Below are 23,906 nucleotides of genomic sequence, written 5' to 3' on the forward strand. Positions count from 1 at the left end.
CCATGGCCCGGCTGACGGCGTGGTTCGCCAGCCGGGGCTGGGCGCCGCTGCCCTTCCAGAAAGCCATGTGGCGGCATTACCTGGCCGGCGCGTCCGGCCTGCTGCACACACCGACCGGCAGCGGCAAGACGCTGGCCATGTTCGGTGGCCCGTTGCTGCAGGCGCTCAACAACCCGCCCCCCCGAACCACCCGCGGCCGCGCGAAGACCCCTGTACCCGTCCTGCAGGTGCTGTGGATCACCCCGCTGCGCGCACTGGCCGCCGACACCGCGCGCGCGCTGCGTGAGCCACTGGATGCCCTCGGGTTGGACTGGCAGGTGGGCCTGCGTACCGGTGATGCCAGCGCGCGCGACAAGCGCCTGGCGCGTGAAGGGCGGCTGGATGTGCTGGTGACCACGCCCGAATCATTGGCGCTGCTGCTGAGCTATCCCGACACGATGGCGCGCCTGCAGCACCTGCGCTGCGTGGTGGTGGACGAGTGGCACGAACTGCTCGGCAACAAGCGCGGCGTGCTGCTGCAGTTGAATCTGCGCCGCCTGCGCGATGCCCTGCCCGCGCTGCAGGTGTGGGGGCTGTCTGCGACGCTGGGCAATCTGGACGAAGCGCGCGAGGTGCTGTTGCCCGATGTGCCCGATGCCCCGCTGGTGGCCGGCGCGCGGCCGCGCCCGGTCAGTGTGGAGACGCTGCTGCCCGCGCAGGGCGAGCGCTTCCCGTGGGCAGGCCACCTGGGTCTGTCGCAGTTGCAGCGCGTGCTCGAAAAACTGCTGACGGTGCGTACCAGCCTGCTGTTCACCAACACCCGTGCGCACGCCGAGCTCTGGCATCAGGCGCTGTCGGCGGTGTGGCCGGAAGACCCGGCCACACTCGCCCTGCATCACGGCTCGCTCGACCCGGCGTTGCGCCGCGCGGCCGAAGAAGGCCTGCGCGAGGGCCGGCTGCGCTGCGTGGTCGCCACTTCCAGCCTGGATCTGGGTGTGGATTTCCCCAGTGTCGACCAGGTGCTGCAGATCGGCAGCCCCAAGGGTATCGCACGGTTGCTGCAGCGCGCGGGGCGCGCCAGGCATCGTCCCGGCGAATCCGGGCACATCGTGTGTGTCCCCTCGCACGCGCTGGAGCTGGTGGAATACGCGGCTGCGCGGCGCGCGCTGGCCCACGGCCACATCGAAGCACGCCGGCCGCTGCGCTTGTCGCTGGATGTGTTGGCGCAGCATGCGGTGAGCTTCGCACTCGGCGGCGGCTTCGATCCGGACGTGCTGTTCGAGCAGGTGCGGCGCACGCACGCGTTCGCCGGTCTGGATCGCGCGCACTGGGAGGGCGTGCTGGAGTTCATCGTGCAGGGCGGCCGCGCGCTGTCGCAGTACCCGGATTTCCACAAGGTCGTGCGCGATGACGATGGCATTTACCGCGTGCACGACCGTCGCGTCGCGCTGCGGCACCGGTTGTCGATCGGCACCATCACCAGCGATGGCAGTGTCATGGTGCAGTTCCTGCGCGGCGGCCGGCTGGGTGCGGTGGAAGAACAGTTCCTCAGCCGGCTGCGGCCCGGTGATCGCTTCCAGTTCGCCGGCCGCCTGCTGGAACTGGTGCGGCTGGAGAACCTGACCGCCTACGTGCGCGTGGCACGCGGCGGCGATGGGGTGGTGCCGCGTTGGCAGGGCGGTCGGCTGCCGCTGTCGGACGCGCTAGGGCATGAAATGGAAACAGTGCTGGCCCACCCGCCCGAGAGCCCGGAGATGCAGTGGCTGGCGCCGCTGTTGGCGCTGCAGATGCGCCTGTCGGCCCTGCCTGGGCCTGAGCTGCTGCTGGTGGAGCATGTCCGCCGGCGCGAAGGCCAGTTCGTGTTCGTGTATCCCTTCGCCGGCCGTCAGGTCAATGAAGGGCTGGCCGCGTTGATGGCGATGCGCTGGACGCGCCTGCAGACCAATACGTTCGGCTACGCGGCCAACGATTACGGTTTCGTACTCGCCCCGGCACGTGCGGTTGAGATCGATGCGGCACGCGTGCGCGCGTTGCTGGAACCACAGGGACTGCTTGCGGATCTGCGCGAGAGCCTCAATCTGGGCGAGCTTGCCCGACGCCAGTTCCGCGACATCGCGCGCGTCTCCGGCATGCTGGTACCCGCGCTGCCGGGGCGGACACCGCGCAGCCTGCGTCAGCTGCAGGCCTCCAGCGGATTGCTGTTCGACGTCCTGCGCCAACATGATCCGGATCACATCCTGCTGACGCTGGCCGAACACGAAGTGCTGCACGATCAACTCGATATTGAGCGTCTGGCCCGCGCCCTCACCCTCTGCCAGGCGCGGACGCTGAGCCTGCAGCATCCGGCCAGCCTGGGCCCACTGTCCTTCCCCCTCTGGGCCGAGCGGCTGCGCGGCCAACTCAGCAACGAAGACTGGAAGACCCGCGTCCTGCGCGCTGCACAGCAACTGGAGAAGCGCCATGGCGCCTGAACTGCCGATCACCCTCGCCGGCGAAGCCGTCCACCTGCTCGGCGCGCGTGCGCTGCATTGGCCGGCGCGCAACGCGCTGTTGATCGCTGACCTGCATCTGGGCAAAGCGGACCTGTTCCGGCGGTCGGGCATCGGCCTGCCCAGCGGCGGTACGTCCGATGACCTGCAGCGGCTGGGCGCGATGGTGCAGCACCACGACGTGCGCCATCTGTGGATTCTCGGGGATGTGCTGCATGGCGCGGCGCATCGCGCGGCGTGGTACCGGCAGTGGCAGGGATGGCGCGAGCAGCATCCTCACCTGTGGATCGGCGCGCTGGAAGGCAATCACGACCGGGTGTTGCCCAAGGCCGACCTGGGCATCGAACTGCTCGGCGAGCGTGTGCAGGAGGGGCCCTTCCTGCTGCGCCATGCACCGCAGCGCCAGCCGGGCCTGCATGTGCTGTGCGGCCATCTGCACCCGCTGGCGCGCCTGCCCGGCATGCAGCGGCGGTGGCCGTCGTTCTGGATGCGCGAGGGAATGACGATCCTGCCGGCGTTTTCCGGATTCACCGCCGGCATCGCACCGGTGCTCGGTGCCGGCGAGCAGCTGGTGGCCTGTGTCGAAGACCAGGCCATCGCGTTGCCGGCGCGCTGATTCGGGCAGCGCGCGACGTCAGTGGCCCCAACTACCTTGCCTGGATCAGGCAGCCGAAGCCAACAGGTCCGGCATCAACCGGATATCCGGTGCGTTCGGATTGGGCCGTACGGGTTGCCGTTGGATCGCGGTCAGCATGTCATGGGCGGCGGCACGGATGCGCGGATGGTGCTCCGGCGCGGCGTGCGTGATGAGGCTGGTCACATGGAACTCGAACACGTCTTCCATCACGTCCGGCTGATCCTCATGCAGCATCTGCAGTAGTCCGCGCAGTTTGCGGATTTCACTTTCCAGAGTTTCGGCCGAGAACAGCATTTCAATCTCCTTGGGTTGCGATCGGTCCACCGGACCGTAGGTCGCAAACGCAGCATCACCGTACCACCCCGCCGTCGCGGGCCTCCAAGCGATCAGGAATCGGACGCGCATGGGCGGTGTCAGCAGGGCGCGCATGGACAAGCGCGAGCGCTGCGTTTGCCAGGGTGTTGTCCCATGCCAGCGGTGAGTCCACCGTCAATGAATGTTATTCACGCCTTCACATCGGCGTGCGCGCACCGATACGCAGGGGTATCAGCGGATGCCATCCGTCGCTCGCGCGGCATGCATCGCCTGCACGAAAGCGGGCGACAACGGCAGTCTGCCCAGCCAGCCACGTTGGGTTCCGCTGAGCACGCGGAGCATATGCCCGCGCCCACCCGGCACGCGGCCCATGGGTTGGAACAGCACATCGCGTGCGCGCGCCAGTCCATCGCGTTCGGACTGGAACAAGGGCGTCAGCCATCGACTCCAGTACTGGTAGATCGCCACGTGGGCGCGCCGCTGCACCTGGTAGGCGCGCAGCGCGACCTCGGCATCGGCGTGCGCGCGCAGTGCGTCGCGCAACGCCAGCGCGTCCATCAGCGCCATGTTCACGCCCTGCCCCAGCTGTGGACTCATCGCGTGCGCCGCATCGCCGACCAGCACCAGCCGCCCGCGATGCCAGCGCGAGAGCACGGCGTCACGGTACCCGGCGCGGGCCAGTTGACCCGGTTCGGTCACGCCGGCGAGGCGCTCGTGCGCCTGCGGCCACAGCGTGGCGATCTCGTCGAGCCAGCGGGCCATGCCGTCACGCTCCCACTGTGCGAAGCGGTCACGCGGCAGGCTCCAGAAGAAACTCAGCTGCGGCGCATCGTTGCCCGGCCGAGTCCCAACCGGCAGCAGCCCGATCATCTTGCGCGCGGCCACATAGCGTTGCCGCAGTTCATCCACGTGCGGCCAGTCGCCGCGCGGCAGCAGGCACCACAGCGCGCCCCACGGGTATTCGCGGTCCAGCGTGGTGCCCTGCACCTGCGCGCGCAGCGAGGAGGCGGCACCATCGGCAGCAATCACCAGATCGTACGGCCCGTGCCAGCGCCCGTCCGCATCACGCACGCGCCCCTGCGCGGTGTCCACCTCGACGATGGCGGTACCGGCCTGCAGGTTGCCCGGCTGTTCCCACGCAGCTGCCAGCAGCGAGAACAACGCGCCGCGCTGCATGCCCACGCCGTGCAGTGCAGCATCCAGATGGACGTACCGCATATCCATCACCGCGCGTCCGCACGGCGTCTCGCCGTACAGGCGGCGCACCGCAGCGCCGTGACGGAGCACCGCGGGAAGCAGCCCCATCTGCCAGAGCACGTCCAGGCCGCTGGGCTGGAGCAGGAAGCCTGCACCGACGGGTCCCGGGGTTGCGGCACGCTCGAACACGTGCACATCGTGATGATCGCGTGAAAGCAGGATCGACAACGCCTGCCCGGCGGTGCCGTAGCCGACGATGGCGATGGTGCGAGGTGGAGACATGCGCGTACTCACTGATGAAAAAAAACCCCGCCGAAGCGGGGTTTTCAATGCGCAGCTGAAAGAATCACTCAGCCGGCACGATGTTCGAGGCTTGGGCGCCCTTCGGGCCCTGGGTCACGTCATAGGTGACCTTCTGGCCTTCCTGCAGACTGCGGAAGCCCTTGGAGTTGATCGCGGAGAAGTGCGCGAAGACGTCGGCGCTGCCGTCCTCCGGCGAGATAAAGCCAAATCCCTTGGCGTCGTTGAACCACTTGACGGTACCGTTCGGCATGGTAATGCGAGACCTTCTTCTATGAATGGGTGGTGTACGCTCAACCAGCGCACTGGCGGAGTATGCAAACCTTGTACGGTAATGACAATCACCCCCGTGCCAATTCACCGATCAATTCGGGCAGACCGGAGGAGGCAGCCTCCACATTGGCCAGCACTTCAGCCATCGTGATTTCATCGCCATCGCCACAGCCGGCGGCCCAGTTGGCCACAATGGCCAGGCAGGCATAGTCCAGGCCGAGCTCGCGGGCCAGGCTCGCTTCGGGCATCCCGGTCATGCCGACCAGATCGCAGCCATCGCGGCGCATGCGCGCGATTTCCGCATTGGTTTCCAGCCGCGGGCCCTGGGTGGCGCCGTAGCAGCCACCGTCCTGCAGGCGCACGCCGGTCACTTTCGCCGCGGCCAGCACCTTGCTGCGCAGCATCGGGGTGTACGGATGGCCGAAGTCCACGTGCAGCACCTCGGTACCCGGCTCTTCGCACAGGGTGGAGATGCGGCCCCAGGTGTAATCGATCAACTGGTCCGGGCAGGCCAGCACGCGCGGGCCGAACTGTTCGGTGATGCCGCCAACCGTATTGAGCGCGAGCACGCGCTGCGCACCGATCTGCTGGAGCGCGGCGAGGTTGGCGCGGTAGTTGATCTTGTGCGGCGGCAGCGAGTGGCCTTCACCGTGGCGCGCCAGGAAGGCCACGCGCTGGCCCAGCAGCGTGCCGACGCGGATCGGACCGGACGGCGTGCCGTACCGGGTCTCGACCTGGTGGCTGCTCACGTCATCGAGCTGGGCCAGCGTGTAGACGCCGGTGCCGCCGATGACGGCAAGAGAAATGTGTTCCATCATTCCTTCATCGCGTAGATGGCCGGCACGCAGCGCAGCGTCTCGTTGACGTCCATGCCGAACCCGAACACATAGCGGTCCGGCAGGTCGATGCCGGCGTAGTCGGCCTTGACGTCCGGCAGCGCGCGGTCGTGCAGCTTGACCGTCAGCGCGGCGATGCGCACATCGGTGGCACCCTGCTCCAGGCACCAGGTGCGCACGCCCTGCAGCGTGTAGCCCTCATCGAGGATGTCATCGACCAGCAGCACGCGGCGCCCGAACAGCGCGGTGGCCGGCTTGTGCTTCCAGACCAGATCGCCGCCGGTGGTTTCACCGCGGTAGCGGGTGGCGTGCAGATAATCGAACTGCACGTCCTGGCCGCGTGCGCCCAGTTCCAGCGCAAGCTGGCCGGCGAACGGCAGTGCGCCGTGCATGATCGACAGGAACAGCGGGACCTCGCCCTTGTAATCGCGCGCGATGGCGTCGGCGATGCCAGCGATGGCCTTGTCGATGGTGGGACGGTCGACCAGCAGGTCGGCCTGGGCCAGGGCCTGGGAAATGGAGAGGTTGGGCATCAGACGGTTCTTCCAAGGGTGTCAAGCAAACGGGATTGGGTGGTGCCATGGCGGGAATCGGCCAACAGGCCGTCCCAGCCCAGCGCGCCGCGACCGATCAGGCCGAGCAGCGCAGCGGTGTTGAGGGTGCGGCCTTCGACCGCGCGCAGTGATTCTTCCACCAGTTCGGGGTGGCAGACCAGCACCACGTCGCAGCCGGCATCCAGATGCGCGTCCACGCGCGCCTTCACGCCACCGGCGGAGAACGAGGCGGCCATGCCGATATCATCGGAGAAGACCACGCCACGGAAGCCCATCTCCTCGCGCAGGATCTGCTGGATCCAGCGCGGCGAGTAGCCGGCCGGTTCCGGCGCGACCTGCGGGTAGACCACGTGGGCCATCATCACCGCATCGGCGCCGGCAGTGATGCCGGCCGCGAACGGGATCAGGTCCAGCGCGCGCAGTTCATCGAGCGAACGCGGGTCGCTGGCATCGTGGAAATGGGTGTCTTCCAGCACGGTGCCGTGCCCGGGGAAATGCTTGAGCGTGGCCGCCATGCCGACGCTGTGCATGCCGCGCACATAGGCGGCGGTGAATGCAGCCACGACCTGCGGGTCCGCGCTGAACGCGCGATCGCCGATGGCCAGGTTGCCACGGCCCAGATCGACCACCGGGGCGAAGCTGAGATCCACGCCGCTGGCGCGCACTTCGCTGGCCATCAGCCAGGCATGCTGTTCGGCCAATGCCAGCGCAGCCTCTGGATCGGTGGCGTACAGGGCATCGAAACCCTGCAGCGGCGGCAGCGCGCTGTAACCGTCACGGAAGCGCTGCACGCGCCCGCCTTCCTGGTCCACGCAGATCAGCTGCGGGCGCGGCGCAGCGGCGCGGATGGCCGCCGACAACTCGGCCACCTGCTCGCGCGAGGCGAAATTGCGCTTGAACAGGATCACGCCGGCAACGGCGTCGTGCTGCAGCCACTCGCGTTCCTGGGCGGTGAGTTCGGTCCCGGCAACGCCGATCACGAGCATGGGGGGTCTCCAATACGGGGCGCCACCATGGCGCACTGCCGCATTGTCGCAGAACCCGCGCGCAGCGTCAGACCTCGCAGCCGTCCGGGCCGCAGCCAGCGCCCTGCCCGGCAGCCCCTGCCGGTGGGGTTTCCGCCGCGATCTGGCGCAGCGCCTGGGCGAAAGCCTCCGGCGGCTGGGCCCCCTGGATGGCGTACGTATCGTCGATCACAAAGGTAGGCACCGACTGAATGCCAAACCGCTGCGCCTGCGCCAGTTGGGCCTGGATCTCCGCCAGCCCTTCGTCGCCGGCCAGCAGTGTGGTGATCCGTTCGGCGCTGAGGCCACCGGCAGCGCCGGCATCGATCAGGGTCTGCGGCTCGGCCAGGTTGCGGCCCTGCGCAAAATGCGCGCGGAACAGCGCCTCGCCGACCGCCGCCTGGACACCTTCACGCCCGGCCAGCCACATCAGGCGGTGCGCCGGCAGCGTGGTGACCCGGACCTGGCCCTGGTCGAAATCCATCGGCAGGCCTTCGGCGCGCGCCGCGGTCTGGGTCTGGGTCAGGATCTGCTCGGTGCGCTCGGCACTGCCGAACTTGGCCGCATATGCCTCGCGCAGCGGTACCGGGGTTGTGCCGGCGTCGGGATCCAGCAGGAAGGGGTGCCAGTGCACCTCCACCTCGGGGGCGTCATCACCCAACAGCGCCAGGCCCTGCTGGAACCGGTGCTTGCCGATCCAACACCAGGGGCACACCACATCCGACCAGATATCGATTTTCATCTCGCCAGATTGTGGGTGCTGCGGGGCGTTTACAAGGTCTGGCGGTCAGCCGCGTTCCGCGCTGGACCAGCGTGAAAACGGATGCGCGGCCAGCGCCAGATTGTAATAACGGACCTCGTCGGTGACTTCAGCGCCGGCCCAGTCGGGCAGCGTGATCGCCTGATCGGCATGCTCGAGCTCGACTTCGGCCACCACCAGCCCGGCGTTCTCGCCGAGGAACTCGTCCACTTCCCAGAGCAGCCCCTGGTGCTCGACCAGATGCCGACGCTTGTCGATCAGCCCGCCGACACACAGCGCCAGCAGCGCGCGTGCATCGTCCACCGGGATCGGGTAATCGAACTCCTGCCGGGTGTGCCCGATCTCGCGTGACTTCATGTTGAGGAAGGCCTGCTCGCCCTGGATCCGCACGCGCACCGAAGCTTTCTGTGCGCCGCTGTCCAGTGCGGCGGTGTCGTTGAGATAGCCCTGCGCCATCGGGATCACCGCGTGCGCGGCCGTGCGCCAGCCCTCGCCGGTGACGCGGTATTTACGTTCGATTTCAATGCCCATGCGCACAGTATGCGGCGATCACGATCATGCGGCCACGGCCTGCTCCTATACTGGCCGGCTGCCCTGCAAGGACGCCCGATGAAGCCGCTCTTCCCTACCCTGTTGCTGACGCTGCTGCCACTGCCCGGGGTCGCCGCGACGCCGCCCACGCCTGCGCAGATCGACGCAGCGATCATGGCCATGATCGAGGCCGAGAAGAAGCCGGCGGCCTCCGCGCAGGATCTGCTGCTGCAATCGATGTTCACCCCGCGCGGGTTCGAGCATGGGCCGTGCTTTGCCAGCGCCACGGTCACCGGCGCCTACGAGTGCCTGGTCGGCATGGAGATCGGGCTCAAGAACCGCTACCGGATGCTGCGCTTCGTGCCCCAGGGCATGGGCTGGGCGATGCAGCGGGCCGATGTCGATGCGCCGGTCCCCCCGCGCGAGCGGGTCCGCGAACTGCTCATCGAACAGCTCGATCATCGTGCCGCATCCATCGACGATGCCGCCGCCCGCGACGCACTGCGCGCCTTCCAGCAGCGCCTGCGGATTTTCGAGATCGAGGACTGCGAACTGCGCAGCACGCAGTCGCCGGACATCCGCTGCGATGTCACCGCGGGGGATGACACCGAGCGCGGCACCGACCCGCAGACCTACGTGTTCGACGCACAGGGCCAGTGGCAGAACGCCGCGCCGGAGGACGCCCGCTGAGGGCGAACGCCGTCAGCGCTTTTCGAACACCGCGATGCTTTCCACGTGCGCGGTATGCGGGAACATGTCCATCGCGCCGGCCGAGACCAGAGTGAAGCCCTGCTCGTTGACCAGGTAGCCGGCGTCGCGCGCCAGCGAGCCGGGATGGCAGCTCACGTAGACGATCCGCTTGAACTGCTTGAGCGGCAGCTGCTGCAGCACTTCGATGGCGCCCGAGCGCGGCGGATCCAGCAACAGCTTGTCGAAGCCCTGGCGCATCCACGGGGTCTGGCGCTGGTCCTGGGTCAGGTCCGCTGCGTAGAACTCGGCATTGTCCAGCCCGTTGCGCACGGCGTTCTCTTTCGCACGCGCCACCAGGCCGGCATCGCCTTCCACACCGACCACGTTGCGCACGGTGCGCGCCAGCGGCAGGGTGAAGTTGCCCAGCCCGCAGAACAGATCCAGCACGCGCTCGTCCGGGCCGGCATCGAGCAGCGCCAGTGCGTGGGCGATCATCTGCACGTTGAGCTTGGCGTTGACCTGGATGAAATCCAGCGGGCGGAACGCCAGTTCGACATCCCACGGTGCCAGCTTGAACGACAGCGGCACCTCGGCCGGCCACAGCGGGTGCACCGACTCCACGCCGCCGGGCTGCAGCGAGATCGCAAAACCATGTTCCTGCCCGAAAGCGGTCCATGCGGCGCGGTCAGCGTCGCTGAGCGGCTGCATATGGCGGATGGTCAGGACGATCGCGTCATCCCCGGCGATGAATTCGATCTGGGGGATATCGCGTTTGCCATCGAGCGTCTCGATGAACTCGGACAGCGCGCCGACCTTCATGCCGATTTCCGGGATGACGGTCAGGCACTGGCTCAGGTCCGCGACGAAGCGCGGATCCAGCTCGCGGAAACCGACCAGGGTCTTGTCCTTCTTCTCCACGCGGCGCACCGAGAAGCGGCCCTTGCGGCGGTAACCCCAGCTGTCGCCGACCAGGGGCGGCAGCACAGTGCCCGGCGTGACGTGGCCGATCCGGGTCAGGTTGTCGATCAGCACGCGCTGCTTGGCCACGATCTGCTGCGACTCTTCCAGGTGCTGCAGCACACAGCCGGCGCAGACGCCGAAATGCGGGCAGCGCGGGGTCACCCGCTGCGGCGAGGCCTGTACGACCTCGATGGTCCGGGCTTCATCGAAATGGCGATTGCGCGCGGTCGGCTCGGCGGTCACCACCTCACCCGGCAGCGCGCCGGTGATGAAGGTGACCTTGCCACCCTCGCCGTCGCGGCGGGCAACGCCACGGCCGTCATGGCTGAGGTCGAGGATGTCGGTCTGGAAGGGGGTTCGGTCGAGGCGGGAGCGGGTTCGGGCCACGTGGCAACAGGCTGCGGGCAAAAAGGGTGCGTATTGTCGCAGATACCAACTGCAAGCTGAGCCGGTATGCAGCCGGGAGGCTTGCGGCGGGCCACTTCACGTTTAAGATGGGCGCAGCTGACATGGAGGCAGCCCAAATGCAGATGACCCCGAGGGATCCCATGCCCCGATTCCTGCTCGTCGAGGATGACACCATCAGCCGCGGCTTCTTCAAGGCCGCGCTGGAAACCCTGCCGGCCCAGGTCGATACCGCCGATTCACTGGCCACGGCCATGGACCGCGCCCGCGGCAGCCAACACGATCTGTGGCTGATCGATGTGAACCTGCCCGACGGCAATGGCACCCAACTGCTGCAGGAGCTGCGCCGCTCGCGTCCGGATACCCCGGCACTGGCGCATACCGCCGACGGCGACACCTCGATCCACTCACGCCTGCGCGATGCCGGTTTCAGCGAGACCCTGGTCAAGCCGCTGAGCCGCGAGCACCTGCTCAAAGCCGTCCGCCGCGCCCTGGTGCATACCGCGGGCAGCCTGTCGGCGCCGCTCGGCCCGGAAGCGGACGACGCCGACGGCCTGCGCCAGGATTGGGACGAAACCACCGCCCTGGCCGCGCTGAATGGACAGCGCCACCACCTCATCGCCCTGCGCGAACTGTTCCTGGCCGAGTTGCCCGGCGTGCGCGATGCAGTGGCCCAGGCCCTGCGCGAGGACGACGTGCAGGCTCTGCGTGGGCAGCTGCACCGGTTGCAGGCCAGCTGTGGGTTCGTCGGCGCCGCACGCCTGGCGCGGGCAGTCCGGCAGTTGCACCAGGCCCCGGACTCGACCGGTGCGCAGAGCCGCTTCCGCGTGGCAGTGGACGCCCTGTTGCAGTGAACACGGGGCGGCAGCCGGGGCACCGGCGCCGCTTGAGTCACCCCGCAACGGTGCCGCGGCCCGCCAGCGCTTACGTGCGCCGCCGGGCCAGGTCCTCCAGCATTTCCCAGGATTTCAGCCCCCGCCCGCCCAGATGGTGCATCAGCACCGCGCGCATCGGTCGGCGCAGGCTGCCCAGATCCTCGGGCCCCGGCATGTCATCGGCGGCCAGCGCCAGCAGCGCGCTGCCGGTGGCGGTGCCCCGGCGTTGATCCACGCCACGGTCGCTGAGCAGGCGGCGCGGCCCCTCCTGGGGATCCAGCTCATAGCGTGCCGCCGGGTCGACCGGCTCCTCATCGCTGCCATGCAACAGATCGAAACCGAAGCCCAAGGCCTCCAGCAGGTCGCGCTCGAAACGTCGCAGGGTCCAGGCCAGCGGCTCGCCATCGCGCAGCCGCGCGCGCACCTGCGCGTAGTGGTCGTAGAGCTCCGGCAGCGGATCCTGGCGGGGCGCCAGCCGCATCATCAGTTCGTTGATATAGAAGCCGGCCAGCATCGCCTCACCGGTGAGCCGGGGCGCAGCGTCCAGGGCTTCTGCACCGCGCAGCTGGGCCAGTTCGCCCCGCTGCACGGCCGTGAGCCGGATCCATTGCAGCGGCTGCAGGGCCGCGCGCAACGCTTGGCTGCGCGGGCTGGACACGCCCCGCGCCAGCACCCCGATGCGGCCGTACTGCTCGGTCAGCACCTCGACCAGCAGACTGGTCTCCCGCCAGGCCCGGGCGTGCAATACGAAGGCCGGCTCATCCTCGATGCGCATCACTCAACCGCCCGGGGCCGTGGCCGGCTTATTCGTAGCCGAACGCCTTGAGCGCGGCTTCGTCGTCGGACCAGCCCTCGCGCACGCGCACCCAGGTCTCCAGGAAGACCTTGGCGCCGAACAGGCGCTCCATCTGCAGGCGCGACTTGGCGCCGATTTCCTTCAGGCGGGTGCCGGCCTTGCCGATCACGATCGCCTTCTGGCCTTCGCGTTCGACCCAGATCACCGCGCCGATGCGCAGCAGGTTGCCGTCTTCGACAAAGCGCTCGATCTCGACCGTGGTCGCGTACGGCAGTTCTTCACCCAGCTGGCGCATCAGCTGCTCGCGGACCAGTTCACCGGCGAGGAAGCGCTGGCTGCGGTCGGTGATCTCGTCTTCGCCGAACATCGGCGGGGCTTCCGGCAACAGCTTCATCAGGTCGCGGACCAGCGATTCCAGGCCGTTGCGCTTCTGCGCCGAGATCGGGTGCACCGCCGCGAACGTGCGGCCTTCGGTGACCTGCTGCAGGAACGGCAGCAGCGCGCCCTTGTCTTTCAGGCGATCGATCTTGTTGACCACCAGCACCACCGGGATGCCCGAGTCGCTGAGCACATTGAAGGCCAGGGTGTCTTCGTCATCCCAGCGGCCGGCCTCGATGACCAGCATGCCGGCGTCCACGCCCTCGAGCGAGCCGCGCGCGGCGCGGTTCATCACCCGGTTCATGGCGCGCTTCTGCGCACGGTGCAGGCCGGGGGTATCGACCAGCACGATCTGGCCTTCCGGGTAGCTGGCAATGCCCAGCAACCGATGCCGCGTGGTCTGAGGGCGGTTGGAGACGATGCTGACCTTGGCGCCCACCAGGGCGTTGGTCAGGGTGGATTTGCCGACGTTGGGGCGACCGATGACGGCCACGCTGCCGGAACGATGGGGGGTTGCTTCGTTCACTTGGAATCCAGTTGCTCAAGGGCGGCGGCAGCCGCTTGTTGTTCGGCCAGCCGTCGCGAGGCACCTTCGCCTTCGGTGCTGACAGCGGGGTCGGTTACGCCGCAGCGTACCCGGAAGGTCTTGGCGTGATCGTCACCTGATTCTGACACCAGCTCGTACAGCGGCAGCGCCTTCTGCCGGGCCTGCAGCCATTCCTGCAGCCGCGTCTTGGGGTCCTTCTCGGGCTTGCCGGTGGCCGGCAGGGCCTGCATCGAGGCGTTGAACCAGGGCAGCACCACGGTCTGGCAGACGGCGAAGCCGGCATCGAGGTAGATCGCTGCGACCACGGCTTCCAGCGCATCGGCCAGGATGGAGTCGCGGCGGTGGCCGCCGGTCTTCATCTCGCCGGGCCCCAGGATCAGGCGCTCGCCCAGCTGCAGCTCGCGCGCGATCACCGCCAGCGCGCCTTCGCGCACCAGCTCGGCCCGGGCACGGGTCAGCGCGCCCTCGTCGGCTTTGGGCCAGCGTTCGTAGAGCGCCTGGGCCACCATCATGTTGACGATGCTGTCGCCGAGGAATTCCAGCCGCTCATTGTTGGGCGTACCGGCGCTGCGATGCGTCAGCGCCTGCTGGAGCAGGCCCGGATCGTTGAAGGCGTGACCGATCAGGTCACCGCGTTGGAAGGTCTTAGTCGGCACCGCTACGGGTCAATTCCTGGTTTGAATCAAATTTGCCCACCACGTCCAGATTGCCGATCATTTCACGGCGCACTTCGTAGTAGACCTTCATGTTCCAGCCGCCATCGATGCGATCGAACTTCACGTCGGCGGGTTTCACGTTTTCGGAGTAATTGATGTACAGGCGCTTGAAGAACATCTCCTGGATGCGGCGCGGCTCCATGTTGCCCACGCCCGGCTCCTTGGCCAGGCTCTTCATCGCCGAACGCACGGCGTAGTACTCCTGGTACATCGGGAACAGCTTCATCCCGATGTACAGGAAGAAGGCGACCACGATCAGCACCACCAGGAACGAGGTCAAGGTGATGCCGCGCTGCGATGTCATGTTCTTCATTGCGTTCTCCCCAGATACGCGTGTGCCATGAATCAATGGATGGCCGTGCCGATCCGCGACGGTTCGAAGCCGTCCTTGCAGAACCAGCCCGAGCAGTTCAGCCAGATCAGGAACGCCTTGCCACGGAGATTCTCCTCCGGCAGCAGGCCCCAGAAACGGCCGTCGTCGCTGTTGTCGCGATTGTCGCCCATGACCAGGTACTTGCCGGCCGGGACGGTCCACTGCCCTTCGCCTCGGGCGTAGTCGGTCTCCAGCACGGTATGCGTGCGGCCCGGCAGGTGCTCGACCAGCAGCGAGCTGCCCTCGCCCTGGCCGTTGTGGCCTGCGTACAGACCCTTGTTGTCGTATTTGACCGGCTCGCCGTTGAGGATCAGGCCGTTGCCCTGGAACTCGATCTCGTCGCCCGGCACGCCGATCACGCGCTTGATGAAGTTCTCACCCTTGGCCGGATCGTTGTCCGAGTGGCCCGGGAAATGGAACACCACCACGTCGCCGCGCTTGGGCTCGCCGAACGGGATCACCTTGGCGTTGTTCAGTGGCAGGCGCAGGCCGTAAGAGAACTTGTTGACCAGGATGAAATCGCCGATCAGCAGGTTGGGCATCATCGAGCTGGACGGAATCTTGTACGGCTCGGCGATGAAGCTGCGCACCACCAGCACGATCGCCAGCACCGGGAAGAACGCCCGCGCGTAGTCGACCATCACCGGCTCGGTGTCCAGCAGGCCGGCGCGCTGGGCGCGGCGCTTGGCGAAGTACAGCTTTTCGGCCAGCAGGATCAGGCCCGAGGCCAACGTCAGTACGACCAGGAGGAGCTCAAACAATTTCATGCAGTGTCCTTGGGAACGATTGCAGCGGTGTGGTGTGCCCCTGCGCGTCCGGCGACACCGATCCGGTGCCGCCCGCCGCTGCCGGGAAAGCCATCCGGCCTTACTTGTCCATCTGCAGCACGGCCAGGAAGGCTTCCTGCGGGATTTCCACGCGGCCGACCTGCTTCATGCGCTTCTTGCCTTCCTTCTGTTTCTCGAGCAGCTTCTTCTTGCGCGAAACGTCGCCACCATAGCACTTGGCCAGCACGTTCTTGCGCATCGCCTTGACCGTGGTGCGCGAGATGATCTGCGAGCCGACGGCGGCCTGGATGGCCACGTCGAACTGCTGGCGCGGGATCAGTTCCTTCATCTTCTCGCACAGCTCGCGGCCACGGCGGTCGGCATGGCTGCGGTGCACGATCAGCGACAGCGCATCGACCTTGTCGCCGTTGATCAGCACGTCCACACGGACGAACGGACCGGCATCGAAACGCACGAAGTGATAGTCCAGCGAGGCATAGCCACGGCTGACCGACTTCAGCTTGTCAAAGAAGTCCAGCACCACCTCGGCCATCGGCAGCTCGTAGCTGATCTGCACCTGGCTGCCCAGGTAGTTGATGCCGATCTGGCTGCCGCGCTTTTCTTCGCACAGCTTGATGATGTTGCCGATGTACTCCTCGGGGGTGAGCACATTGGCGCGGATGATCGGCTCGCGGATCTCATCGACCATGTTCACCGGCGGCAGCTTGGCCGGGTTGTCCATGTTGATGATGGTGCCGTCGGTCTTGAGCACTTCATAGACCACGGTCGGCGCGGTGCTGATCAGGTCCAGGTTGTACTCGCGTTCCAGGCGCTCCTGCACGATTTCCATGTGCAGCATGCCCAGGAACCCGCAGCGGAAGCCGAAGCCCATCGCCTCGGAGCTTTCCGGCTCGAAGCGCAGCGCGGCATCGTTCAGGCGCAGCTTGTCCAGCGCTTCGCGCAGGTCCGGGTAATCCTCGGCATCGACCGGGAACAGGCCGGCGAACACGCGCGGCTGCATTTCCTGGAAGCCCGGCAGCGGCTTGGCGGCCGGATCGGCGGCCAGGGTCAGGGTGTCGCCGACCGGGGCACCGTGCACGTCCTTGATGCTGGCCGTCACCCAGCCCACCTCACCGGCGTTCAGTGTCGGCAGCACCTTGCGCTTGGGGGTGAACACGCCGACGTTGTCGACCTGGTGATTGCGGCCGGTGGACATCACCTGCAGCTTGTCGCCGGCCTTGATCTGGCCCTGCATCACGCGCACCAGCGAGACCACGCCGAGGTAATTATCGAACCACGAGTCGATGATCAGCGCCTGCAGCTTGTCGGTATCGCGCGGCACCGGCGGCGGGATGCGATGCACGATCGCCTCCAGCACGTCGCCCACGTTCAGTCCGGTCTTGGCACTGACCGCCACGGCGTCGGTGGCATCGATGCCGATCACGGCCTCGATCTCGGCCTTGGCACGGTCGATGTCGGCGGTGGGCAGGTCGATCTTGTTGATCACCGGCACCACTTCCAGCCCCTGCTCGACCGCCGTGTAGCAGTTGGCGACGGACTGTGCTTCCACGCCCTGGGCGGCATCGACCACCAGCAGCGCGCCTTCGCAGGCGGCCAGCGAGCGGCTGACTTCATAGGAGAAGTCGACATGCCCGGGGGTGTCGATGAAGTTCAGGTGGTAGGTGTGGCCGTCTTTGGCGACATACGGCAGCGAGACCGACTGGGCCTTGATGGTGATGCCACGCTCGCGCTCGATCGGGTTCGAGTCGAGCACCTGCGCCTCCATCTCACGGGCCTGGAGGCCGCCGCAAAGCTGGATGATGCGATCGGCCAGCGTGGACTTGCCGTGGTCGACGTGGGCGATGATGGAGAAGTTGCGGATGAACCGCATCGAATCAGAAGACATAGGTGGCGGCGGCGCGTCGCGTCGTCAGGATGACTGCGGATTATCGCATGGCCGGCCCCATCCCGCGTGGGCCCGGCAGCGATTGTCGCCAACGGCCCCCCAGAAACGACCGGGCCCGCCGAAGCGGGCCCGGAAACGCAGGCGGGGCGGGGCTTACTGCCCGGCCTTGACCGCCACGAAGGCGCTGTTGCCGTTGGCGCGGATCAGCAACATGACCACGTCACCCTTGCTGTATCCGGCCAGCGCCTTGTTCAGCGCGGCCACGCTGCCGACCGGGGTACGGCCGACCTGCAGCACCACCAGGCCCGGCGACAGGCCGGCGTCACGCGCGGACTGGCCGTTGACCCGGGTGATGCGCACGCCCTCGCCCGCCGACAGGCCCAGCTGCTGGCGCTGCGGGGCGGTCAAGTCGGCCACCTCCAGCCCCAGCAGGGCATTGGCGCCGGCCTCGGGCTTGGCCGCTTCCGCGGTCGGACGGGCGGCGCCACGCTCGGCGTCTTCGGCCAGTTCGGTCAGGGTGGCGGTGATCTCCCGCTCCTTGCCATCGCGCAGCACGCTCAGGCGGACCTTGCTGCCCGGCGGCAGCGCGCCGATGGCCGGCGGCAGATCGCTGAAGGTATTGATCGGGCTGCCATTGACCGAGCGGATCACATCGCCCGGCTCGATACCGGCCTTGAGCGCCGCGCTGCCCGCGACCACCTCGTTGACCAGCGCGCCACGGCTGTCCGGCAGGCCCAGCCCCTGGGCCTTGAGGCCATCGATCGGGCCGACCGCCGCGCCGAGCTGGCCACGGCTGACCCGGCCGGTCTTCTTGATCTGCTCCACCGCACCCATCGCAAGGTCGATCGGGATCGCGAAGCTGATCCCCATATAGCCACCGGAAGCGGAGAAGATCTGCGAGTTGATGCCGACCACTTCACCGCGGGTGTTGAGCAGCGGGCCACCGGAGTTGCCCTGGTTGATCGCCACGTCGGTCTGGATGAAGGGCACATAGCGCTGGTCCGGGCCGCCGGTGCTGCGGCCGACCGCGCTGACGACGCCGGCGGTGACGGAGTGGTCCAGCCCGAACGGCGAACCGATCGCGACCACCCATTGACCCGGCTTGAGGGTGTTGGAGTCGCCCACGCGCACGGTCGGCAGATTCTTTCCGTCGATCTTGAGCAGCGCCACGTCGTACTGCTGGTCGCTGCCGACCACCTTGGCAGTGAACTCACGGCGATCGCCAAGCTTGACCTTCACTTCGCTGGCATCAGCGACCACATGGTGATTGGTCAGCACGTAGCCGTCGGCGGAGATGATGAAACCCGAACCCATGCCGCGGCCGCGGATGCTCGGGGTGCCGTCATCGGGACCGTCGGCACCCTGCCCCGGCATCTGGAAATCCGGGCCGAAGAAGCGACGGAAGAATTCCGGCATGTCCTGGTCGGACGGCCCGGCCATGCGTGCCTGGCGGTTGCTGCGCACGATGGTGGTCTCGACATTGACCACGCCCGGCCCGACCTGTTCGACCAGATTGGTGAAGTCCGGCAGGCCACTGACCAGCTGCGGCGCCGGCGCGCGGGGTGCAGCGGCGGCCGCCGGCGCGGCAGCGGTGGCCGGCGATGGCGACGGCGACTGCGCGCAGGCCACCAGTGGGAGCGTCATGGCGATCAGCGCCAGGGCATGGGTACGGATACGGGCGGTCATCAGACACGAACCTCCGGGTCAGGGAACAAAGGGGGAACGCTCCGGCGCACAGGCCGGAGCGGAGCGTCAGCGCGACGATGCTCAGTCGCGGTGCCGGCGCGCAGGTTCGGCCGACTCGGCCGACTCCTGCAGGCGCGGCTCGAACGGATAGAACGCGGCCTGCGGCGCCTGTGTGGAGAAGCTCGCATTGAGCGCGCCGCCGGCGGCCGGGACCAGGCTGGAGCGCGGCCAAGGCTTGGCCTGCAGCGTGCCGACCTCACCGAACGGGAACTGCCGCGCGGCGGCCGCCGGCATGGCCGGGGCCAATGGCGCCTGGCTGGCGATCGCCCGCTGCGGCTCGGCACTGCGCTCGGCGGCGCTGCGCGCGGCCTGCTGGGTACGCGTGGCACTGGCGCTGGCGCGGCGTGCCGTCGCCACGTCCTGGCGGCGGCTGGCGGCAGCCACCGCAGCAGCGGGCACCGCCGCCACGGCGAGCGCCTGTTCGGCGGCAGAGGCTTCGGTCACCGGTGCAGCAGGCAGCTCGGCCTGGCTGGCGATGATGGTGGTCGGCGCGTCCAGCGGGGCCGGGGCCGGCAGCTGCTCGCGGGTCATGAACATCGCCACGGCCGCGACGGAGGCGGCCAACGCCGCCCCCCCGCCCCAGCGTCGCCAGCCGCCACGCCGTTCCTGACGGTCATGGCTGCGCTCGACATTGGCCTGCATCGCGGGTGCCGGCTCAGCGGCCACGGAAATGCGCACCCGCTCGGCGAAATCGACCGGCGCCGGTGCGCAGGCCTGCCCGCGCAGCACATCGCCGAGCATCTGCCAGCGTTCGTTGCAGCTGGACAAGGCCTCATCGTGTTCCAGCCGGCGCAGCATGAAACGTGCTTCATCGGCTGACAGCTCGCCATCGATCAACGAGGACAGCTGCTGCCGGTAATGGGCGTCGAATTTATCGGGGGACGCGCCCCGGGAAGCATCATTGGACATATCGTGGCTCATGCGCGGCTCTTCTCGCGGGTGGCGCTGCCCACATCGAGCAGCGGCCGAAGTTCAGTGTCGATCGCCTCGCGGGCACGGAAGATCCGCGACCGCACGGTGCCGATCGGGCACCCCATCTTCTGCGCGATTTCGTCGTAACTCAGGCCGTCCACCTCGCGCATGGTGATGGCCGACCGCAGCTCTTCAGGCAGCGCCGACACCGCCTTCATCACCGTCTGTTCCAGCTCCTGGCGCATCAACTCGCGTTCGGGCGTGTCGGTGTCGCGCAGGCGGGTGCCGCTGTCGTACTGCTCGGCGTCCCCGATCTCGATGTCATCGGTGGGCGGGCGGCGGTTGTGGGCGGCGAGATGGTTCTTGGCAGTGTTCACGGCGATCCTGTGCAGCCAGGTATAGAACTGGGCGTCGCCCCGGAAACTGCCGATCGCGCGATACGCGCGGACGAAAGTGTCCTGGGCCACGTCCTGACATTCACTCCAGTCCGCGATGTAGCGCCCGATCAGCGCGATGACCCGATGCTGATACTTGCGTACCAGGACATCGAACGCCCCGCTCTCGCCACGCTGCACACGTCGGACCAGCTCCAGGTCCAGCTCCTGTGGTGTTTCAACCTCGGCCATGGGGGGCCGCACTCCTGTCAGCCCAACCGACGTCGGGCAATGAGACTGCCAATCCCGGGAAAAGTTCAGCGCTCGATCACACCGCGCCGCACCAGCTTTTAACCACCGTTCCGTTAAGGTTTCCGATCCAGGCAATGAATCGGCGGTATCTCTCCCCCAGCTATAGGGATTTGACGGGGAGGAAACAACCTCTGGATCATAGCCCCCTTCTCCATACACAACCGGATGGAACGTTCCCATGCTCTCAGGCTTCGATGGGCTCCGCTTCTCGCATTGGCACCCGCAGATCCGTGACGATGGCGTCGTCGTGCTCAGCCTCGACCGCCACGACAGCAGCGTCAATGCCATGTCGCAGGACGTGCTGCTCGAACTGGGCGACCTGATCGAGCGGATCGGGATGGACCCGCCCAAGGCGGTGGTGATCCAGTCGATCAAGGCGGCCGGCTTCATCGCCGGGGCGGACCTGAAGGAATTCCAGGAATTCGACCGCCGCGGCACCGTCAATGACGCGATCCGCCGTGGCCAGAGCACCTACCAGAAGCTGGCCGAACTGCCCTGCCCGACCGTCGCGGCGATCCACGGTCATTGCCTGGGCGGCGGCACCGAGCTGGCCCTGGCCTGCCGTTACCGCGTGGCCTCCAACGATGCCTCCACCCGCATCGGCCTGCCGGAAACCCAGCTGGGCATCTTCCCGGGCTGGGGCGGCAGCTCGCGCCTGCCGCAGCTGGTGGGCGCCCCGGCGGCGATGGACATGATGCTGACCGGCCGCAATCTGTCGGCCTCGGCCGCGCGCAACATCGGCCTGGTCGACAAGGTCGTCGCGCCGGCCGTGCTGCTCGATACCGCCGTATCGCTCGCGCTGAAGGGCACCACCCGGCCGTTCAAGCAGCGCGCGACCGCGTGGATCACCAACACCTGGCTGGCGCGCAAGCTGCTCGCACCGCAGATGGCCAAGCAGGTCGCCCGCAAGGCGCGCAAGGAGCATTACCCCGCTCCCTACGCACTGATCAACACCTGGGCACGCACCGGTGGCAGCCCGATCCAGACCCGTCTGGATGCCGAACGCCGCGCCGTGGTGAAGCTGGCCGGCACCCCGACCGCCCGCAACCTGATCCGTATCTTCTTCCTGACCGAACGCCTGAAGGCACTGGGCGGCAAGGACCACGGCATCCAGCACGTGCACGTGGTCGGCGCCGGCGTAATGGGCGGCGACATCGCGGCATGGTCGGCCTACAAGGGCTTCAACGTCACCCTGCAGGATCGCGAGCAGCGCTTCATCGACCCGGCCATGGAACGCGCGCAGGCGTTGTTCGCCAAGCGGGTGAAGGACGACAGCAAGCGCCCGGCCGTGGCCGCGCGCCTGAAAGCCGATCTCGCGGGCGAGGGCGTGGCCCAGGCCGATCTGGTGATCGAAGCCATCATCGAAAACCCGGAAGCCAAGCGCGAGCTGTACCAGTCGCTGGAGCCGAGGATGAAGGCCGATGCGCTGCTGACCACCAACACCTCCTCGATCCCGCTGGACGAACTGCGCGACCACATCCAGCGCCCGGCGCAGTTTGCCGGCCTGCATTACTTCAACCCGGTCGCGCAGATGCCGCTGGTGGAAATCATCCATCATGACGGCATGGCGCCGGAGACCGAGCGCCGCCTGGCCTCGTTCTGCAAGGCGCTGGGCAAGTTCCCGGTGCCGGTGGCCGGCACCCCTGGCTTCCTGGTCAACCGCGTGCTGTTCCCGTACATGCTTGAAGCTGCCACCGCGTATGCCGAAGGCGTGCCGGGCCCGGTGCTGGACAAGGCCGCGGTGAAGTTCGGCATGCCGATGGGCCCGATCGAACTGCTCGACACCGTTGGCCTGGATGTGGCCGCCGGCGTGGGCAAGGAACTGGCGCCCTTCCTTGGCCTGCAGGTACCGGCCGCCCTGGCGACCGTGGAACAGGGCAAGCGTGGCAAGAAGGACGGCCAGGGCCTGTACAAGTGGGAGAACGGACGCGCCCAGAAGCCGGACGTCCCCGCCAACGACGAGGTCCCGGCCGATCTGGAAGACCGCCTGATCCTGCCACTGCTCAACGAAGCGGTGGCCTGCCTGCACGACGGCGTCGTCGCCGACGCCGACCTGCTCGATGCCGGCGTGATCTTCGGCACCGGCTTCGCCCCGTTCCGCGGCGGCCCGATCCAGTACATCCGCGCCACCGGCGCCGATGCCCTGGTCGAACGCCTCAAGGTCCTGCAGCAGCGCTATGGCGATCGCTTCGCCCCGCGCCCGGGCTGGGAGTCGCCGGTACTGCGCGAACCGGTGATCTGAGGATCGCGAAAACGCCAGCGCACGCTGGCGTTTTTTGTGTGTGCTCGCGCGTGAAACCAGAACACCCTGTTACCGATACAGGCCTCCCACCTCCACACCCCGCATGCGATCCTCCCGCTCTGTCCCCGCCAGCGAGACCGCCCGCATGACGACCATCATCGCCCCCCGCATCCATGACATCGGTGGCCTGCAGGTGCGCCGCGCCGTGCCGACTCTGCAGGCGCGTAGCGTCGGTCCGTTCGTCTTCGTCGACCAGATGGGCCCGGCCGTCCTCTCTCCCGGCACCGGCATCGACGTCCGCCCGCATCCGCATATCGGCCTGGCCACCGTCACCTTCCTCTGGTCCGGCGCCATCGGTCACCGAGACACACTCGGCTCGGACCAGGTCATCCGCCCCGGCGACGTCAACTGGATGACCGCCGGCCGCGGCATCGCCCACTCCGAACGCACGCCTGCCATCGAGCGCGAACACGACCATCCGCTGCACGGCATGCAGACCTGGCTGGCGCTGCCGAAGAGTGCCGAAGAGACCGATCCCGCGTTCTATCACCATGCCGCCGCCACCCTGCCCCAGCAGCGCCGCAACGGTGCCTGGCTGCGCGTCATCGCCGGCCGCGCATACGGCGAAGAATCCCCGGTCAAGGTGTTCGCCGATACCCTCAACGTGGCCATCGATCTCGACGCCGATGCGGAAATCGACCTGGATACCGGCCACGCCGAACGTTCGCTCTACATCCTCGACGGCCAGGCCCAGCTCGACGGCGTGGACATTCCCGCCCAGCACCTGATCATTCCCGAGCCCGGTGCACGCGGCCGCCTGCGCGCCAAGACCCCGATCAAGGCAATGCTGATGGGGGGCGAACCGCTCGACGGGCCACGCCACCTCTGGTGGAACTTCGTCTCCAGCTCCAGCGAACGGATCGAGCAGGCCAAGCACGATTGGGAATCGGGCCGCTTCGGCACGATTCCGGGGGACGATAAAGAGTTCATTCCGCTGCCCGCGTACTGAGCCGATCCCCCGGCGGGCAACCG

Annotated in this window: 24 protein-coding genes; 6 read left to right on the forward strand and 18 right to left on the reverse strand. The window is 67.7% G+C overall.

From position 1 onward, the window contains the following. The first annotated feature begins 2 nt into the window (after positions 1–2). Entirely contained in the window at positions 3–2,450 is a 2,448-nt protein-coding gene (locus tag AC06E9_RS02055) for a ligase-associated DNA damage response DEXH box helicase (protein WP_121038715.1), read from the forward strand. Next, a complete protein-coding gene (pdeM, locus tag AC06E9_RS02060; RefSeq protein WP_121038718.1) occupies positions 2,440–3,084 on the forward strand; it encodes a ligase-associated DNA damage response endonuclease PdeM in 645 nt (214 codons plus the stop codon). Before AC06E9_RS02055 ends, pdeM begins: the two co-directional genes overlap by 11 nt. Positions 3,085–3,129: 45 nt before the next feature. Here the strand turns inward: pdeM and AC06E9_RS02065 are convergent, their stop codons facing one another. From AC06E9_RS02065 to AC06E9_RS02100, 8 genes are all read right to left on the reverse strand, one after another. Beyond that, positions 3,130–3,534, reverse strand: coding sequence for a hypothetical protein (locus AC06E9_RS02065; protein WP_259462112.1), 405 nt, complete (start codon positions 3,532–3,534; stop codon positions 3,130–3,132). A 117-nt stretch (positions 3,535–3,651) separates the two neighbouring features. Further along, a complete protein-coding gene (locus tag AC06E9_RS02070) occupies positions 3,652–4,899 on the reverse strand; it encodes an FAD-dependent oxidoreductase (RefSeq protein ID WP_121038724.1) in 1,248 nt (415 codons plus the stop codon). 64 nt (positions 4,900–4,963) lie between these two features. Continuing rightward, entirely contained in the window at positions 4,964–5,170 is a 207-nt protein-coding gene (gene cspE / locus AC06E9_RS02075; protein WP_019183439.1) for a transcription antiterminator/RNA stability regulator CspE, read from the reverse strand. Between the two features lie 88 nt (positions 5,171–5,258). Beyond that, positions 5,259–6,005 (reverse strand): S-methyl-5'-thioinosine phosphorylase, encoded by a 747-nt coding sequence (locus tag AC06E9_RS02080; protein WP_152154104.1) that lies wholly within the window; start codon positions 6,003–6,005, stop codon positions 5,259–5,261. Beyond that, complete coding sequence (locus tag AC06E9_RS02085; protein WP_152154102.1) at positions 6,005–6,559, reverse strand: hypoxanthine-guanine phosphoribosyltransferase; 555 nt, start codon at positions 6,557–6,559, stop codon at positions 6,005–6,007. Before AC06E9_RS02085 ends, AC06E9_RS02080 begins: the two co-directional genes overlap by 1 nt. Beyond that, positions 6,559–7,566: a beta-N-acetylhexosaminidase gene (gene nagZ, locus AC06E9_RS02090; protein WP_265309282.1), complete on the reverse strand. Its 1,008-nt coding sequence runs from the start codon at positions 7,564–7,566 to the stop codon at positions 6,559–6,561. Before nagZ ends, AC06E9_RS02085 begins: the two co-directional genes overlap by 1 nt. A gap of 67 nt (positions 7,567–7,633) precedes the next feature. Continuing rightward, complete coding sequence (locus AC06E9_RS02095; protein WP_152154098.1) at positions 7,634–8,326, reverse strand: DsbA family oxidoreductase; 693 nt, start codon at positions 8,324–8,326, stop codon at positions 7,634–7,636. A gap of 45 nt (positions 8,327–8,371) precedes the next feature. Then, positions 8,372–8,875 (reverse strand): CYTH domain-containing protein, encoded by a 504-nt coding sequence (locus AC06E9_RS02100; protein ID WP_152154096.1) that lies wholly within the window; start codon positions 8,873–8,875, stop codon positions 8,372–8,374. Positions 8,876–8,953: 78 nt separating this feature from the next. Between AC06E9_RS02100 and AC06E9_RS02105 the strand changes: the two genes are divergently transcribed. Next, positions 8,954–9,565, forward strand: a complete 612-nt coding sequence (locus AC06E9_RS02105; RefSeq protein WP_282261432.1) for a hypothetical protein — start codon at positions 8,954–8,956, stop codon at positions 9,563–9,565. 12 nt (positions 9,566–9,577) lie between these two features. Here AC06E9_RS02105 and rlmD read toward each other — a convergent pair whose 3' ends face one another. Then, the gene (rlmD, locus tag AC06E9_RS02110; protein ID WP_282261430.1) at positions 9,578–10,912 is read right to left on the reverse strand and encodes a 23S rRNA (uracil(1939)-C(5))-methyltransferase RlmD; all 1,335 of its coding nucleotides are present in this window, start codon (positions 10,910–10,912) and stop codon (positions 9,578–9,580) included. Between the two features lie 137 nt (positions 10,913–11,049). On the opposite strand from rlmD, the gene AC06E9_RS02115 reads away from it, so the two are divergent. Further along, positions 11,050–11,784 carry an Hpt domain-containing response regulator gene (locus AC06E9_RS02115; protein ID WP_152154090.1) on the forward strand — a complete coding sequence of 245 codons (735 nt, stop codon included), beginning with the start codon at positions 11,050–11,052 and terminating at the stop codon, positions 11,782–11,784. A gap of 70 nt (positions 11,785–11,854) precedes the next feature. Here AC06E9_RS02115 and recO read toward each other — a convergent pair whose 3' ends face one another. The 9 genes from recO to rpoE all read right to left on the reverse strand — a co-directional run bounded on the left by recO (position 11,855) and on the right by rpoE (position 20,572). Further along, a complete protein-coding gene (recO, locus tag AC06E9_RS02120; RefSeq protein WP_121038748.1) occupies positions 11,855–12,580 on the reverse strand; it encodes a DNA repair protein RecO in 726 nt (241 codons plus the stop codon). Between the two features lie 28 nt (positions 12,581–12,608). Next, on the reverse strand, positions 12,609–13,505 hold the full coding sequence (era, locus tag AC06E9_RS02125) for a GTPase Era (RefSeq protein ID WP_121038751.1): 897 nt from the start codon (positions 13,503–13,505) through the stop codon (positions 12,609–12,611). Continuing rightward, a complete protein-coding gene (rnc, locus tag AC06E9_RS02130; protein ID WP_121038754.1) occupies positions 13,502–14,182 on the reverse strand; it encodes a ribonuclease III in 681 nt (226 codons plus the stop codon). The genes era and rnc overlap by 4 nt, the downstream gene beginning before the upstream one ends. Beyond that, on the reverse strand, positions 14,172–14,555 hold the full coding sequence (locus AC06E9_RS02135) for a DUF4845 domain-containing protein (protein ID WP_088434521.1): 384 nt from the start codon (positions 14,553–14,555) through the stop codon (positions 14,172–14,174). The genes rnc and AC06E9_RS02135 overlap by 11 nt, the downstream gene beginning before the upstream one ends. Positions 14,556–14,587: 32 nt before the next feature. Continuing rightward, complete coding sequence (gene lepB / locus AC06E9_RS02140; RefSeq protein ID WP_121038757.1) at positions 14,588–15,382, reverse strand: signal peptidase I; 795 nt, start codon at positions 15,380–15,382, stop codon at positions 14,588–14,590. A 100-nt stretch (positions 15,383–15,482) separates the two neighbouring features. Continuing rightward, positions 15,483–17,273, reverse strand: coding sequence for a translation elongation factor 4 (gene lepA / locus AC06E9_RS02145; protein ID WP_183073750.1), 1,791 nt, complete (start codon positions 17,271–17,273; stop codon positions 15,483–15,485). Positions 17,274–17,441: 168 nt separating this feature from the next. Further along, complete coding sequence (locus tag AC06E9_RS02150) at positions 17,442–18,974, reverse strand: DegQ family serine endoprotease (RefSeq protein WP_121038763.1); 1,533 nt, start codon at positions 18,972–18,974, stop codon at positions 17,442–17,444. An 81-nt stretch (positions 18,975–19,055) separates the two neighbouring features. Further along, positions 19,056–19,955: a sigma-E factor negative regulatory protein gene (locus AC06E9_RS02155; protein ID WP_478055399.1), complete on the reverse strand. Its 900-nt coding sequence runs from the start codon at positions 19,953–19,955 to the stop codon at positions 19,056–19,058. Further along, complete coding sequence (gene rpoE, locus AC06E9_RS02160; RefSeq protein WP_121038769.1) at positions 19,952–20,572, reverse strand: RNA polymerase sigma factor RpoE; 621 nt, start codon at positions 20,570–20,572, stop codon at positions 19,952–19,954. Before rpoE ends, AC06E9_RS02155 begins: the two co-directional genes overlap by 4 nt. 238 nt (positions 20,573–20,810) lie before the next feature. On the opposite strand from rpoE, the gene AC06E9_RS02165 reads away from it, so the two are divergent. Together AC06E9_RS02165 and AC06E9_RS02170 are read left to right on the forward strand one after the other, a co-directional pair. After that, positions 20,811–22,874, forward strand: a complete 2,064-nt coding sequence (locus AC06E9_RS02165; RefSeq protein ID WP_121038773.1) for a 3-hydroxyacyl-CoA dehydrogenase NAD-binding domain-containing protein — start codon at positions 20,811–20,813, stop codon at positions 22,872–22,874. A 145-nt stretch (positions 22,875–23,019) separates the two neighbouring features. Further along, the gene (locus tag AC06E9_RS02170) at positions 23,020–23,883 is read left to right on the forward strand and encodes a pirin family protein (RefSeq protein WP_121038776.1); all 864 of its coding nucleotides are present in this window, start codon (positions 23,020–23,022) and stop codon (positions 23,881–23,883) included. Positions 23,884–23,906 lie beyond the last annotated feature (23 nt).

The sequence above is a fragment of the Stenotrophomonas sp. Steno-Z10-BAI genome (assembly GCF_056393115.1).